Genomic DNA, 14,206 nt, shown 5'->3' with positions numbered 1-14,206 from the left:
ATGCTCGCTGAGGAAGGAACAGTGGTCGCCGCGCCAAGATTCGGGGCGAGCACATTCTTCAAGATCGTGGTGCCGCTGGGTGCGGTGGTCTTCGCCGGCTGGATGATCTATGCGGCGACGCGTGCGCCAGAAAAGCCGCTGTTGACGGCGTCGGATGGCGAGGAGTTTCACACCACACAGTTTCCCGCACCTGGGCTCGATACGCCGCGTCCCCAGCTTGATAACGGCACCCTGAAAATCCCGACGGCTCCCGAGGAGCCGCCGGCGGCGCCGGCAGAGCCGCCGTCGACGGTCGAGGCTCCGCCTCCCCCTCCACCAGCCTTGCAACCGCCTGCAGCTCCACCACAGGTGCAGGATGATGCCGAGGCCCGTCGTCTGGCTGAGGAAGAACGGCGCAAGAAAGAAGAAGAGGAGCGCCGCAAATGGGAGCGCTTGCGCGCCAAGCAGCTCGTCGATAGCGGCGATGCGCCTGGCAGTGCATCAGCGCTGGGCGGCAATGGAGCGGATGCAGCGGCGGCCGGAAACGCAGGCGAGGGCGAGGAGGACCCCAATCGGCGTTTTTTGGCAAGGGCGAGCCAGAGCGGAGCGGATACATCGAAAGCCACGATGAACCCGCGCACGGACGCTCTGGTCGCCCAAGGGACGATGATCAAAGGCGTGCTCGAGACCGCGATCCAGAGCGATCTTGCCGGTATGGTTCGGGCCGTCGTGTCGGAGGATGTGTGGTCGTTCGACGGTCGCAGGGTTTTGATCCCCGCTGGCTCCCGCCTTATCGGTGAATATCGCAGTGGCCTCGCAACCGGCCAAACGCGGGTGTTCATAGTGTGGACACGCCTGCTTCGATCGGACGGCATGTCGGTGCAGCTCGGCTCGACCGGCACCGACGAGCTCGGTCGCAGCGGCATGCCGGGCGAGGTCGACAACCATTATTTCGAGCGGTTCGGCTCGGCGATCCTTCTAAGTGTTGTGGGCGGTGCGACGCAATTCATCGCCAACCTTGGCAACGACCAGAATGGGTCGAACACCAACCAGGCCTACACGGACCCGCAGACCGGACAGACGGTGACAATCCAGACGCAGCCCAACCAATACCTGCAGAGCGCCCGCCAGATCGGCGCGCAACAGGTCTCGCAAAGCCTCAACCGCATTGCCGAAGAGGCGCTTCGAAATTCGATCAATATCGCGCCCACGATCCATGTCGATCAGGGGTCGCGCATCATGGTGTTCGTCCGCCGGGACCTCGATTTTTCGGAGTTCTATCCGGACCCGGTACGCGAGGCGTTGAGGGAGATACGACGTGAGCGGGCAGCAAAGAACCGTCTTTCTAAATAAGGCGCTGGAGCCGGTGCGGCGCTGGCTCGACGACGATCGCGTGGTCGAAATCTGTGCAAACGGGCCTGGGCTTGTGTGGGTCGAAATTGTTGGCTCGACACATATGGAGCCCTTCGACGTCCCCGAGCTCGACCGCGCCGCGATCACTTACCTCATGGAACGTATAGCGGCATCATCCTCGCAATCGATCAGCGAGGAAAATCCCTTGCTTTCGGCCGCCCTCCCCGGCGGCGAACGCTTCCAGGGCGTGCTTGCGCCGGCGACGCCGACAGGAGGCGCCTTCGCGATCCGCAAGCAGGTCGTGAAGGATATGCGCCTTGATGATTACCGGAAGCGGGGGTCGTTCGATACGATCTCCGTCCAGGATCCCGGCGAATTAAGCGAGACCGACAGCGCCCTTTGCGAATATCTCGACGCCGGCAAGATCGAGGATTTCCTCCGCCTGGCCGTGCGGGAACGGTATTCGATCTTGCTTTCAGGAGGCACATCGTCGGGCAAAACGACGTTTCTGAACGCGATTTTGCACGAGGTGCCTTCGGATGAGCGGATCCTCACCATTGAGGATACGCGAGAGGTTAAACCACACCAGCCCAACTATCTGCCCCTCGTCGCATCAAAGGGCGACCAGGGCCTGGCGCACGTGACCGTTGAAACGCTGCTGCAAGCCGCCATGCGGTTGCGGCCGGATCGAATCTTCCTGGGCGAGATCCGGGGAGCGGAAGCCTATTCGTTCTTGCGCGCCGTCAACACAGGTCATCCCGGATCGATCACGACGATCCATGCGGACAGCCCGACCGGTGCGTTTGAGCAGCTAGCATTGATGGTCATGCAGGCTGGGCTCGGGCTGAGCAAGGCAGAGATCATCGATTACGTGCGGTCGGTCCTGCCGATTGTGATCCAACAAACGCGCCGGGGCGGCTGGCGCGGAACTTCGGCGATCTGGTTCAACCGCATGACCGAATGGAGAGCCGCCAGAAAGGTTCCCCAGAATGTCTCGCGTATTCGCTTATAGGCTTCTCCTCGGCCTCATCGGCCTCGCCGCCTTCTTTGCCCTTTGGAGCCTGGCCTACGAGCTGGTGGCGACATGGCGGTGGACTCCCGCGCTGCCCTCTGAAGGCGCCTCGCGCTGGGGGCTTCTAAAGTACCAGAACGCGCAACGCAGCCTAAGCGGCCTGTTCGTTGCCTGGCAGCATTTCAGCCAGCGCCTGGCCTATCATCCCACGCAGGGCGAGACGATCATCCGGGGCGCGATCGCGGTCGCGGTTGTCGTGGCCATCGGCGTCGGCCTGGTCTTTGCAAGCCTGATCAACCGCAAGCCAAAGCACTACGGCAATGCGCGGTTCGGCACGATCATGGACGCCGAAAGGAAAAACCTGCTGGCAAAGCAAGGCTTGATCCTCGGCAAGATGGGTGGGGCGACGATCCGCTCGGACGAGCCCGCGCACGTCTTGGTAGTCGGGCCGACCCGATCCGGCAAGGGCGTCAGCTTTGTCATTCCGAACGGTTACATGTGGCGGGGATCCTCGGTGTGGTTCGATCCGAAGCGGGAGAACTTCGAGGCGTTCGGTGCGCATCGGCAGGCTCTCGGCGATAAGGTCTTTTTCTTTTCGCCCGGCGAGCAGGATTCGCATCGCTATAATCCGCTGGATTTCATCCGGCGCGATGCGCGCATGCCGACGGACTGCGCGGTGGTCTCCTCCTTCATCATCCCCGAGGCGACAGGAAGTTCCGAGATCTGGGCGCGCGCCGGCCGGCAGTTGCTTTCGGCCATGATAGGCTATGTGCTGACGTCACCACGCTATGAGGGGCAGCGTCATTTGCGCGCCGTCGCGATGCTTCTTTCGACCGGCGTGGATTTTCTCAGGGTGCTGACGAATATCCGCAATGACGAGGAAAAATATCTGCCTTCGTGGGTCGTGCACGGGCTCAACCAGTTCATTGCGCTGGAAAAGGAAACGCGAAACTCAGCCTACTTCAACCTGACGGCGGCTCTCAACCCCTGGACCAATGATCTCGTTGCAGCCGCTACGGCGTCGACCGATTTCGATATCTCGAAGTTTCGCAAGGACCCGACGGCTCTCTTCATCGGCTGCTCGGTGGCGCAGCTCGACGTGTTCCGGCCCATCATCAAACTCCTGGTTCAGCAAATCCATGATGTGCTGATGGCTTCCTCGCCAGGCCCGGACGAGCCCTATCAGGTCCTGGTGATGATCGACGAGTTTCGCCAGCTCGGCAAAATGGAGTCCATCGTTTCCAAGCTGGCGATCAACGCGGGCTATGGCTTTCGCATGGTCCTGATCCTGCAGGATCTTGCCCAGCTTGACGAAGTCTATGGAAAAGCGACGCGGCACACCACGGTGACCGCGTGTCAGGTGAAGCTTTTCATCCGCATGAACGACGTGGAGACCTCGGAACATGTCTCTGTAATGCTGGGACCGACCACGATCGAGGTGCCCACCCCGATCATCAGGGCTGGTCAAGGTATATTTGGGGCCCGAGACAAGAGTTTAAGTTATCAGGAAAGGCCGTTCCGGACGGCGGCGGAGCTTCGGCAAATGCCGGCGAAGCAGGCCGTGGTTCTGGGCTCGAGCCCCCCTGGTTTCATGGTGCGCAAGATCACTTATTATAAGGACGCTCCCTATAAGGCGACCTATCAGGAATTTCGGCATCGGCGCTTGAAGGTTCCGCCTCTCTCACGATGGCAGGATCTTCCGCTGCGCTCCATGGCGGAGGTCGAAGCGGCGGCTAACAACGCGCCGGCGGCCCCTTTCGAGTTGGGGGAACCTGATACCGTCGAAGCGTCGGCTTCGGGCGATACAGCCTATGCCGATGCGGTGCCGCGTGCGACTGCGGCTGAAAGGGCTGATCCCGTCGCGTTAAAGCCGAAAGTAAAGAGCGACAGCGCGGACGCACCACAGGTGCTGCCAAGCTCAGGCCTTTCGACGGGCGGTGAGGCTGAAGCAAAGAGCGAGGTCGCCGCTGAAGTTCCGGAGTTGAAGCCGAAGCGGGCCGATCAGACGGCTGATGATGCGCCGCGGCCGCTTCCCACCCTTGGCCGGCGATCGGCGCCGGCAGCGTCAAAGACGTCCGACCCGAGTGCGTCTGAAGGCAAGGCGAGTGTCTTGCAATTCCAAGTCCGGCCGGGAAACAAGTCCACGTCGATCGCCGCGCTGCTCGCATCGCTCGATCAGGAAGTGGAGGCCGGCGCTCGTTCCCTGTCACCGTCGGTGGATAGCGGAGATGTCGACGGGCTACCGTCAGCCGCTCTTGAGGCGCTGCAGGATCAAATTAGACGTCACGGCGATCGCTAGGACGTGAAATTCAGTTGAATACAAATGAGCGATTTGTGCCTTCGGTGCCTATGTCGAGTGAGAACAAGGCGAAGCGTCTCTAATCCGATGGCGGGCGCATCGAACCGTTTCGTTGCGCCTCCCGGTTCTTGGTGGGGACGTGAGTTGATTGCTGGTCCGTAAAACGCGATTGATTTTCACTCTACCCAACATGTATCAAAACCGATACAGTGCACCCCGATGAAGGTGATTGAATGGCTTGGAAGCAGCCGGGCGGATGTTCGAGCGTTTCCTGACGATGCGCGGATAGAGGCCGGCTGGCAGCTCGAACTTGTCCAGCGCGGCGACGATCCCGACGACTGGAAACCTATGCAGATCGTGGGGGCCGGCGTCAGGGAAATCAGGGTTCGGGAGGCATCGGGAGCGTTTCGCGTCATCTATCTGGCGACCCTAGAGGACCGCGTTTTGGTGCTTCATGCGTTCCAGAAGAAGGCACAGGCCACATCCAAGAAAGACCTCGATCTGGCGGCTCAACGGCTAAAACGATGGAAGGCAGAACGATGAACGTAGAAATCTATGAGAACGTCTGGGATGCCCTGGCGGACACCGAACAGGAGGCAGCAAACCTTAAAGCGCGCTCGGCGCTGCTCTACGAAATCCGTAAGGCAGTCCAGCGTTGGGGCATTCCCCAGGAGGAAGCCGCCAAGCGGCTCGGCCTGACGCGCCCTCGTATCAATGATCTGCTGCGCGGTAAGCTCGCCAAGTTCTCGCTTGACGCGCTCGTCAACATCGCCGCCTCCGCTCACCTGGATATAGAAATCCGGGTGAAGGAGGTTGCATAATCACGAGATGTCTAATCCTCGTCTTTCCTCGGAGTACATCCGCGTTTGGACGCGAGCGTGTGCCGAACGGAGCCCCTGCAGCGTCCGGCTTAGGGAACAACGAGCCCACGCAGTGCTGCGTGGCGAGGCAACTACTGCTTTTGCGGCTTCTGTGAATCCGGCTCTTCGCCTTCGACTGGAGCGGTGTTGATGCTCCTCGACTGCAGGCGCTGCAGTTCTTCGAGCCGTTCGCCTTTGACGATCTCGGGATCAAGCCGCTCGTTAGGATTCTGTGCCAATGATCGCGCGGCTTCGCTTGCGGCTTGTGCCTCGCGCGCTTCCTTCGCGGCGATGCTTTCGGCGTTGCGCACCATTTCGCGGTCTTGCGCAACCTGCTCAAGCGAGGTCGGATCAGCCGATCCGGCTCGTTCGTCGCGGATCTCCTGCTCGATGGCGCGATTACGAATCTCGCGAGCGCGGTCGGCCTCAAGCCGCTCAGCGGCCTCGATCTCCTGGGCGCGATGGATCAAAGCTTCGGCGCGCGCGCCGGCAATCCGATGGGCTTGGTCTTCGCTGACATGCGCGACGCCACCTTCCTGCAGGGATTTGAGATCCGTCCGGATCGCAAGCAGCTCCATGGTGGGCGCTGCGCGCCGTAAGAACTCCGCTTTCGTCTGGCCGTTCATCATGGCCGCTGTCTTGTTAACGGTCTCGTTGATCTGTTTTAGGTTTTCCCGCATCTGGTCCGCGGTGGCATCTGAACTCATTTGAACACCCTTTCCATCTCGAATAGCGACCACAACAGTACCGGATCGGGAAGCTTGCGTCATCCGAACAATGAATTGACTCGCTATCGCGTTATCCGGCCGGGAAGCAGCAACCGAGTGCCAGTCCCGAAGGCTTGCCTGGGTGGCCTGCAGCTGGCGCGCCGAAATCGGAATCTTTATCGGGTTGGCCCTCGCGTGGTCGATCCGCTGGCGGGCTTTCTCGATGACGTGCGGGTTTGCACGGGCGTAGGCGCGGTCACGCGCCTCCCTGCCCGGCCGCGGCTTTTCGGCCGTGGCCACAATCGCCTTGTCGCGCGGGCCATAGCTTTGTGATGACGCTCGATAGGCCGCGGAGGTCGCGACGATTTTCATGCCCTGTGCTTGTGCGTGCTGGGCATAGAGCGCGCGCCATTCGCGAAGCTGGGCCGGACCTGGTCGCAAGCGCTCACCGTCTTCACCCTTCACCGCAACGATGGCGTGGACATGAATATGACCGCCCTCCTCGGCCATGTCGGCATGCATGCCGAAGGCGAATTTGTGATTGGGGAACTGCTCATGCAGGAACCCACGTGCGGCCCTTACCAGAGCTTGCCTGTCCTCGCCCGCCTTGGCCGACAGGATCATGTGCATGGTGTCGCGAGGCTTGTAGGAATTCAGGGTCTTGTCCCAGGACTGCGCGGTCTGCCGAACCGCCTCCTCAGACGCGATCGCGGCGCCGTCGGCGCCGATCGCCGCTCCGTCATGGCTAAGGCGCGCGAGCTGGAACACGACACCGGCTTTGCCGTGGCTGGGCTCCCCAATTGGCTTCACCGAAACGGTATCCTCCTTGACCCCAAGCGCCTCGGAGATCCGCGAGGCGATCATGGCCCGGGTCGGTGCCGAGAACTGGCGATCCTGCTGGCGTCGATCCGAAAAGTGAAACCGATGCTTCACCTTGTTGTCCCCGTTCTCACCCCGCACGACGCTGTGTCCGGCCATGGTCGCGACGACGCGCGCGACGCTCGATCCGTCCTGCAGTGTGTCGATACGATAGGCGAAACCGTGGCCGGCGAAACCTGCCTGAACTGCCTGTGAAAGGCGCTCGGCATGCTCCTGCCCTCCCAGCGAAAGCCGAAACGTCGCCACATCCTCGCTCTCCCGCCGCTTGTCGAAACCCTTGCCCCACTGTTTCATTTCCTCGGCAACAGCTTCCTGCGTTGCCAGGATACGCGCGTCATGCGTCTCGAGCGCGACGCCCTCCTTCTGGATATATTGACCGATGGCGGCTGCCCTTGTGACGCCATGCCCGTAGGAAATCACCTTCAGAACGGCCGGCTGATACCCGGCCGCCAGCTTGTCGGCAGCGGCCCGCGGCCGAGGGCCGCCGGCGAGCTTCCGTCGCTTCGCTGGCAGGGCGAGGTTTAGGCGCCCGGCTTTACCGCGCGGCGGCTCCAGTTCCCCGGGAGACGAGCGCGGCACGGCGGGTTCCGGTGGCTGGCTTGCCCCGAGACCGCCCTCCCCCTTCCGGCCGCGAACCGTCTTGAACAACCTATCATCGTCATTTCCAGCAAAGGACAACAGGGCCCAACGCCGTCGCTTGCGGTTCTCTTCTTCAAAAGCCGCGCTCGCGCGAATCCGATCGGCTATGGCCTGTATAGAAGACTGGTCGAGGTTCACGCGCCCTCACCATCCAGCAGATGCGCCGCCTTCCGAAGTTTCAGGCCATGGGCGATCGTCATCGCCGTCAATTCGGCGTCGACAGCTTTCACCCTCTCATCCAGTGCTTCCCAAATCGGCAACGCCGCCTCCATGGGGACAGCGTGGCCGGAATGAATGGCATGGAGAAGCTGGCTGAGGTTTCGGCCGACCATCCGGACTTGCGAGGCCAGCGCCGCGACAGTGCGTGAATTCTCAGCTGACAGAGCGGGACCGACATCCAGGCTGGCCCGGATAATGCGCCGCAACGTCTCCGCTCGGTCAAGCCGGAACACCTTGCAGGCCTCATCCAGGAGCGCGCCCGCCTCCGGCCCAATATCGATCCGGGAACGCTTTCGGGTGTCCTTGTGGGCGGCGCTGGTGTCCAAAATTCCTCGCTATGGCGGATGGGCCTCACGTCGAAGACGGTCCAGGTCGAAGCGAAGCGACGACCTGCTCAGCCAATTTGGACCCAAATTGCGTATCTTGTCAATTCAATACGAAACATTATACTGACTCACTGACACATTAATCCAGAGCCGATCATGCATCCCTGGGACATTGCACCGATGTGCAAATTCATATTATCACACAGGCACTTATGCGCCTCGGCACTTTGTTGCATCGGCGCATAGTCATAATGCAAGAAAGTCGCTTTGGCGCCAAATCGCCTATGCGCCTTGACGCCAAAGTGACGCAACATTGGGAAAAAACAATGCCGGAACAACGCGCGGTGCAAATCACAGTGGCCTCTCCCAAAGGCGGGGTCGGCAAGACCATGACCACCATCCTGCTCGCGGGCGAATTCGCCGCCGCCGGTCATCGGGTGACGGTGCTCGACACCGATCCGCAACTGTCCGCGGTGGAGTGGAGCAAGAACAGTCGCCGCGCCGGGTACGCGCTTTCAAACATCGACGTCATCCCCATCAGCTCGACCGACGACCTGATCGATCGCCTGGCGCAATCCGACGCCGAGGACCTGCTGCTGGTCGATGTCCAGGGCACGGCCGTGGCTGCACTCGGCCCGGCCGTCGCCAACGCCGACTTCGTGCTGATTCCGACGAAAGCGCACGTCTTCGATGTCAAGCAATGCCTCGGTCTGATCCGGCACATCCGCTCACTTGGAGGGCGCCACCGCGAAATTCCCCACGCGGTGATGCTCAACATGGTTTCGGGGATCGAACACAACACGATGGCCTTCCGCACGGCGATCCAGCTGCTGCGGCAGGCCAACGCAAGCGTGCTTGAGACCTTTTTGTCGCAACGGCCGACCTTCGCCTCAATCGCAACCGCCGGGACGCTTTACGAAGTCCAGCCTGTGAACAAGGCCGTGCAGGACGCTCGCGACCAGACGAATGCCCTGACCGCCGAGATCATCCGCAAACTGAACGGAGCCACCCCGCAATGAACGAGAAAAGCGATCGGACCGCAAACCAATTGCCGCTGCCCGCCTTGAAACCGCGTGCCCGTTCGGATGATCCGTTCTCGCGCAACATGGCTGCCATAGTGGAATCCAGCATCAGCGAAACGGACAACCTGGAGCAGCAGACGAGACCCCGCTCGGCCAGAGAGGCGAAAGCGAAGCTCGAAAGGCCAAAGGCAGACGGCGAGACAGCCCGGCTGCACACACGCATTCCTGTCTCGCAGATGATCGAGCTGCAGGTCCATTGCGCGCGCAATAGAACAACCATGCAGGAGGTGGTGCAGGGCCTGATAACGGAATTCCTTGCTCGGCAGCCGAGGTAGCCAGACGCGCCAATTAGCGTCGATTTTCGTTACGACCGACCGCGCACGATACGGCCCAACGAGGATTGGCTACATCTCTCCGGGGAAGGCCATCAAAGACGCTGCTGAACGACTGACGTTCGGTTCCATCCATCACCAGAGTGAATCGATCCGCGTCCGCTGATTCAAACCATTCATTGGACGCGCGCGTCCGGCTGCGCGATTCTATCCGCAATGATCGCGCAGCTCTATCGCCTCTGTATCGAACGCCGCGACGCGGATCGGAACATGGCGCGCTTCTATGCAATGTCGATCGAGGAGACCTTGTTCGGCCAGACCTGCCTGGTCCGGCGTTGGGGCCGGATCGGAACCACCGGCCGCACGGTACAGCACTCCTTTGATACCGAGGGCGAAGCTGTTGCCCTCTTCCTCGAGCTGCTGCGCGCCAAGCGGATGCGCGGCTACCAGCCGCGATCCGCCAACCGGACGCGCAGAAGCAATCCCGTCTGCTTGACAGGCTAGCCGCTGGGGCGACGTGAGCCAGGCTTGGAACGAAGTCGCTCGTGTACGCGGCGCTGGCGCGATGTCGCCAGTCGTGAAGTCAGTGATCTCGACGCTGCCGCATGCTCGCACTTTCGGGGCCCTGCCGAAGCACTCACCGTTCCCACGGCCCGCGCCAGCGCAGTATAAAAGCAGGGCAACACCTGCCCTTGTGGCTTAACGCTTTGCTTTGCGCCAACCGGCGGCCACCGCCTCTTCGTCGCTGCAGAACCACCGCTCTCCCTTGCTGGTCGATATGACGGTGCGATCGTAATACTCTTGGCCAGGAATGTGATAGATGTGCTCACCACGGGCGTTGATGTTGCCCTTGATGTTGCAGGCACCGGGCGATGCAGCGAGCAGGGGAGCGATCGTCGATCGCTGTTCGTTGTCAGCGCGATGGTCGGCACGCCAGTCCCAGGGCGCTTCAAACGTTCCTGCCCAGATGCCAACCCTTGCTGCCTTGGCCTTCTCCTGCAGCATGGCGTAGGCACCTTGGCTGTATTTTGGCCAATCAAGAGCTTCGCCGTTCTCGACCATCCAGGCGGCGACGCTGGCACCATCGGCCCGCCTGCAATTGCCGACATAGCGGCCGTACCGATCCCATGACACAAACGTGCACTGGGTCGGTCGCGAGGCGGCGAGAAAGGCATCGAGAGCGGCGGCGGACTTGGCGCCACATTGATAGTGGAAGCCGTTGGCGTCGTCGCACTGCTGTGCTGACTCCGGTGCATCGATACCATTGAAGCGAATGCGCTGGCCATGGATCTCGATCGTGTCGCCGTCGATCACAGATGCGACCCCAGAAATTGCTACCGGTCTCGGCTTGATTACGTTCTGCAGATTGATTTCCGGCAGCGATCCGCTGTTATGCATGACAAACTGCGTCACCAGAGCGGAAGCCGCAGCCACGGTCACGAAGACCAGGCGCATCGGCACGCTGGCCCAGCGGCGTACGAGCGAGCGTCCTGCGCCAGTACGCTTGCGCAACGAGCTTGACCGATCATCGTAGCGGGATTTATCCAAGCCCCTTCTCCCCGGCGAAAGAATGCGCCCAAAATACTCGCAAAGTCCAGAATCCTATCGGACCCGCTCAACGGCTCGCTTGTTATGAAATCGAAGGGTGTTGCCTATTCTAGGAGCTGTCATGAAACGGCTTCTATTCGCATCCGCCATGTAGGCCTTGTCTGCGGGCCCTGCATTTGCTCAGTCGAGCAGCACCATGTCATCTCTGCGAGCGATTGATGACGTTCTATCGAACGATCATTCCGCATATGAGTTCGAGGCCTACCAGAGGTTCAGATGGACGTGTTTCTTCGCGCCCAAGGGCACGAGTTCAACCGAGCAAGGCCCGTAGAGGTCCTTCACCGATCCTGGTGCCGTTCCACCGGATGAACGCCTCGTCAAAAATATAATCGCATTAGCGGAAGTTAAATTTCGACTGTTTCGGCTTGCCGCAAATTAGGGTCTCGTGGCATAACTCGGGCATGACTTTCGGGGTGCTGGCAGGAAGACTGATGCGCGGGCGTGGATGGATCAAGGCGTTGCGTCAGGACGATGCCCGACAGGTGCGTGCGCACATTGCCGAACTGGAGCGCAACCTCATTGCGACCACACCTCACGGGCGCAATCGACGTTTCGACGCCGGGAATGAACTTCGTATTGCGAAATCGCGCCTGGAGCGTCTCGAGGAATGTATCGCCGCAATAGCGGAGAAATGTGGGCGTTAGCGGAAGCTCGCTGCTTGCCGAACAGGCCGAAGCCGCAGCGAGGATTCCGGCAGCCCTGCAGGCGACAGGGCTGGGTCAGCCTCAAGCGGTGTTTGATTTCATTCTCGGGTCAAGTTCCCGCGGATTGCCGATCAGATCGCAAAAGAGAAACAGTCATTCGTAGAAGACGGTGGATTCACCGTGCCGTTTTGCGGGAATTCGACGACGAAATAGCCATTCCGTGCGCACGCTGGGGATAACACCCATGTTCGCTGTTTGTTCTTTTCCAAAAGCGGTCGATAATATATAGTCTGGGTCTACATCAGCCCTCAGTGAGTCAGCCCGCCAATGACTGTCCAGCCCAGGATTCTCAATGAACCGACAATCAGCTGCCCAAGCTGCAAAACGGACATCAAGCTCAACGAGTCGCTTGCGGCGCCGCTGATTGCCGCGACTCGCGAGGAGTATGAACGGCGCTTGGCGCAGAGCAACGCGTCCATGGCGGCCCGGGAGGAAGAGCTTAAACGTGAGCGGGCGGCGATCGACGCCGCCAAAGAGGACATCGGCAACCAAGTGGCTGAGCAAATCAAGCTTGAGCGTGCCGAAATCGTTGTCGAGGAAGCCCGCAAGGCAAAATTGCTGCTTTCGGTAGATCTGGAGGACAGGGATAGCAAGCTTGCCGAGCTCAAGGCTACGTTGAAGGCGCGCGACGAAAAGCTCGCCGAGGCCCAGCAGCAACAGGCGGAATTTCTCAAACAGCAGCGTGCGCTTGACGATGAAAAGCGCGAGATGGCGCTGACCATCGAAAGGAAGATCCAGGAGGGACTGGACGCCGTTCGCGTAAAGGCGAGGTCCGAAGCCGAAGACGGCCTCAAAATGAAGGTTGCGGAAAAAGAAGAACAGATAGCCGGCATGCAGCGCCAGATCGAGGAGCTGAAGCGCCGTGCGGAACAGGGTTCTCAGCAGCTGCAGGGCGAGGTCCTCGAGCTTGAGCTCGAGTCTCTCATTGCCAGCCGGTTCCCGATGGACACCATCGAACCGGTCGCAAAGGGCGAGTTCGGCGGAGATGTCCTACACCGCGTGGTCGGAGCCGCCGGCCAGCCATGCGGCGCCATTTTATGGGAATCGAAACGCACCAAGAACTGGAGCCAGGGCTGGCTTGGGAAACTCAGAGGAGATCAACGAGCCGCGAAAGCGGATATTGCGCTGATGATCTCGGAAGCGTTGCCTCCCGGCGTGGAAACCTTTGATCTTGTGGACGGAGTTTATGTCGCCCATCCCAAGTGTGCGATCCCGATCGCCATCATGCTTCGGCAATCCCTGATCGAGCTGGCGAACTCCCGCCTCGCCCAGGACGGCCAGGCCACCAAAATGGAACAGGTCTACGGCTATCTGACCGGTCCGCGCTTCCGCCACCGTGTCGAGGCGATCGTGGAGAAATTCTCGGATATGCAGGAGGACCTCGCCAAGGAACGCAAGGTCACAACACGCCTGTGGGCCAAGCGCGAGGCGCAGATTCAAGGGGTGATCGAGTCGACTGTCGGCATGTATGGTGACTTGCAGGGTATCGCCGGAAAAGTGATGCAGGAGATTGAGGGGCTGGATGTGCTGGCGATTGAAGCCGCTTCGCCTGAAACTGAATAGGAGGCCTTCGGGTCGGCCAAGGCGATCAGGACTCCTCACAACGACTGATCCCAACTGAGACGCGACCAGAAGACGGGACCCGAGCCCCTGCTCCGCAGCCATCGCTTTGTCACGCTTTCTCGTTCCGCCTGCGGGCTTGGTTTGGGAACGGCCGAAGGCCCCGCCTTGCGGCGGAGCCCTCGTCGAGGCGATCAGTCCCGGTTGGGGCGAGACCAGATCAGCTGCAGGCCTTCCTCGCCTTCCACCTCGATCAGGGTGGCGTAGATCGGAGCGGGGAAGCTCGGGTCGTCCAGCTTGACCGAGAGATAGTCGCGGCCCTCGTTGGAGACCTTCTGCCAGGCGGCTCCGAGATCGACGCTACCCGAGTAGACGCGGAAGTGGGGGCCTTTGTCGGAAGGGTTCTCGACGCGGATCAGCTTGGCTTTGACGTTGAGGTTGAGGGTTTTGATGGCTCCGGAAAAGCCGTTGCCGTTTGAGGTGAATGTGCCGATGGTAGCCATTTGTCGTCTCCGTGAGTTTCTCGGGCCGCGACCACCGCGACCTCGATGGCGGTCGATGGACCGGAGGCGATCGGCCCGCACCCACCGGGGTCCCCCATTGGGCGGCGCCCAGTGGGGGTGCTTATGGGACCCAACCAACAGAAAAGACCCCACGTGGGCACCGTAGTGTTGAGCGCGCAAAAGAGCCCCCCTCACCCCGCGGGT

General features: G+C 60.9%; 14 protein-coding genes. 10 read left to right on the top strand and 4 right to left on the bottom strand.

Features of this window, described 5'->3' with window-relative positions; all coding sequences use genetic code 11:
- The 5 genes from virB10 to NKJ08_RS03615 all read left to right on the top strand — a co-directional run bounded on the left by virB10 (position 1) and on the right by NKJ08_RS03615 (position 5,464).
- A complete protein-coding gene (gene virB10 / locus NKJ08_RS03635) occupies positions 1–1,332 on the top strand; it encodes a type IV secretion system protein VirB10 (RefSeq protein WP_352781325.1) in 1,332 nt (443 codons plus the stop codon).
- Positions 1,298–2,344 carry a P-type DNA transfer ATPase VirB11 gene (virB11, locus tag NKJ08_RS03630; RefSeq protein WP_023819761.1) on the top strand — a complete coding sequence of 349 codons (1,047 nt, stop codon included), beginning with the start codon at positions 1,298–1,300 and terminating at the stop codon, positions 2,342–2,344. The genes virB10 and virB11 overlap by 35 nt, the downstream gene beginning before the upstream one ends.
- Positions 2,322–4,643: a type IV secretory system conjugative DNA transfer family protein gene (locus tag NKJ08_RS03625; protein ID WP_352781323.1), complete on the top strand. Its 2,322-nt coding sequence runs from the start codon at positions 2,322–2,324 to the stop codon at positions 4,641–4,643. Before virB11 ends, NKJ08_RS03625 begins: the two co-directional genes overlap by 23 nt.
- Positions 4,644–4,862: 219 nt before the next feature.
- Entirely contained in the window at positions 4,863–5,186 is a 324-nt protein-coding gene (locus NKJ08_RS03620; protein WP_023819763.1) for a type II toxin-antitoxin system RelE/ParE family toxin, read from the top strand.
- A complete protein-coding gene (locus NKJ08_RS03615) occupies positions 5,183–5,464 on the top strand; it encodes a helix-turn-helix domain-containing protein (RefSeq protein ID WP_006205593.1) in 282 nt (93 codons plus the stop codon). Before NKJ08_RS03620 ends, NKJ08_RS03615 begins: the two co-directional genes overlap by 4 nt.
- A 131-nt stretch (positions 5,465–5,595) precedes the next feature.
- On the opposite strand, the gene NKJ08_RS03610 is transcribed toward NKJ08_RS03615, so the two are convergent.
- Both NKJ08_RS03610 and NKJ08_RS03605 read right to left on the bottom strand, forming a co-directional pair.
- Positions 5,596–7,737: a relaxase/mobilization nuclease domain-containing protein gene (locus NKJ08_RS03610; RefSeq protein WP_352781321.1), complete on the bottom strand. Its 2,142-nt coding sequence runs from the start codon at positions 7,735–7,737 to the stop codon at positions 5,596–5,598.
- Positions 7,738–7,862: 125 nt separating this feature from the next.
- On the bottom strand, positions 7,863–8,273 hold the full coding sequence (locus tag NKJ08_RS03605; protein ID WP_352754228.1) for a hypothetical protein: 411 nt from the start codon (positions 8,271–8,273) through the stop codon (positions 7,863–7,865).
- Between the two features lie 326 nt (positions 8,274–8,599).
- Between NKJ08_RS03605 and NKJ08_RS03600 the strand changes: the two genes are divergently transcribed.
- From NKJ08_RS03600 to NKJ08_RS03590, 3 genes are all read left to right on the top strand, one after another.
- Entirely contained in the window at positions 8,600–9,292 is a 693-nt protein-coding gene (locus NKJ08_RS03600) for a ParA family protein (protein ID WP_352754227.1), read from the top strand.
- A 29-nt stretch (positions 9,293–9,321) separates the two neighbouring features.
- Positions 9,322–9,630: a hypothetical protein gene (locus NKJ08_RS03595; protein WP_352603828.1), complete on the top strand. Its 309-nt coding sequence runs from the start codon at positions 9,322–9,324 to the stop codon at positions 9,628–9,630.
- A 213-nt stretch (positions 9,631–9,843) separates the two neighbouring features.
- Positions 9,844–10,131 carry a WGR domain-containing protein gene (locus NKJ08_RS03590; protein WP_352688719.1) on the top strand — a complete coding sequence of 96 codons (288 nt, stop codon included), beginning with the start codon at positions 9,844–9,846 and terminating at the stop codon, positions 10,129–10,131.
- 195 nt (positions 10,132–10,326) lie between these two features.
- On the opposite strand, the gene NKJ08_RS03585 is transcribed toward NKJ08_RS03590, so the two are convergent.
- On the bottom strand, positions 10,327–11,175 hold the full coding sequence (locus tag NKJ08_RS03585; RefSeq protein ID WP_352781319.1) for a thermonuclease family protein: 849 nt from the start codon (positions 11,173–11,175) through the stop codon (positions 10,327–10,329).
- Between the two features lie 461 nt (positions 11,176–11,636).
- Between NKJ08_RS03585 and NKJ08_RS03580 the strand changes: the two genes are divergently transcribed.
- Positions 11,637–11,879, top strand: a complete 243-nt coding sequence (locus tag NKJ08_RS03580) for a hypothetical protein (RefSeq protein WP_352688725.1) — start codon at positions 11,637–11,639, stop codon at positions 11,877–11,879.
- Positions 11,880–12,206: 327 nt separating this feature from the next.
- A complete protein-coding gene (locus NKJ08_RS03575; RefSeq protein WP_352781317.1) occupies positions 12,207–13,502 on the top strand; it encodes a DUF2130 domain-containing protein in 1,296 nt (431 codons plus the stop codon).
- Between the two features lie 191 nt (positions 13,503–13,693).
- On the opposite strand, the gene NKJ08_RS03570 is transcribed toward NKJ08_RS03575, so the two are convergent.
- The gene (locus NKJ08_RS03570; protein ID WP_023819777.1) at positions 13,694–14,002 is read right to left on the bottom strand and encodes a DUF736 domain-containing protein; all 309 of its coding nucleotides are present in this window, start codon (positions 14,000–14,002) and stop codon (positions 13,694–13,696) included.
- Positions 14,003–14,206 lie beyond the last annotated feature (204 nt).

The sequence above is a fragment of the Mesorhizobium sp. M0244 genome, from assembly GCF_040321795.1.
Classification (GTDB): Bacteria; Pseudomonadota; Alphaproteobacteria; order Rhizobiales; family Rhizobiaceae; genus Mesorhizobium.
Note: the sequence above shows the minus strand (reverse complement) of the source record. Positions and strands in the feature narration are given on the sequence as shown.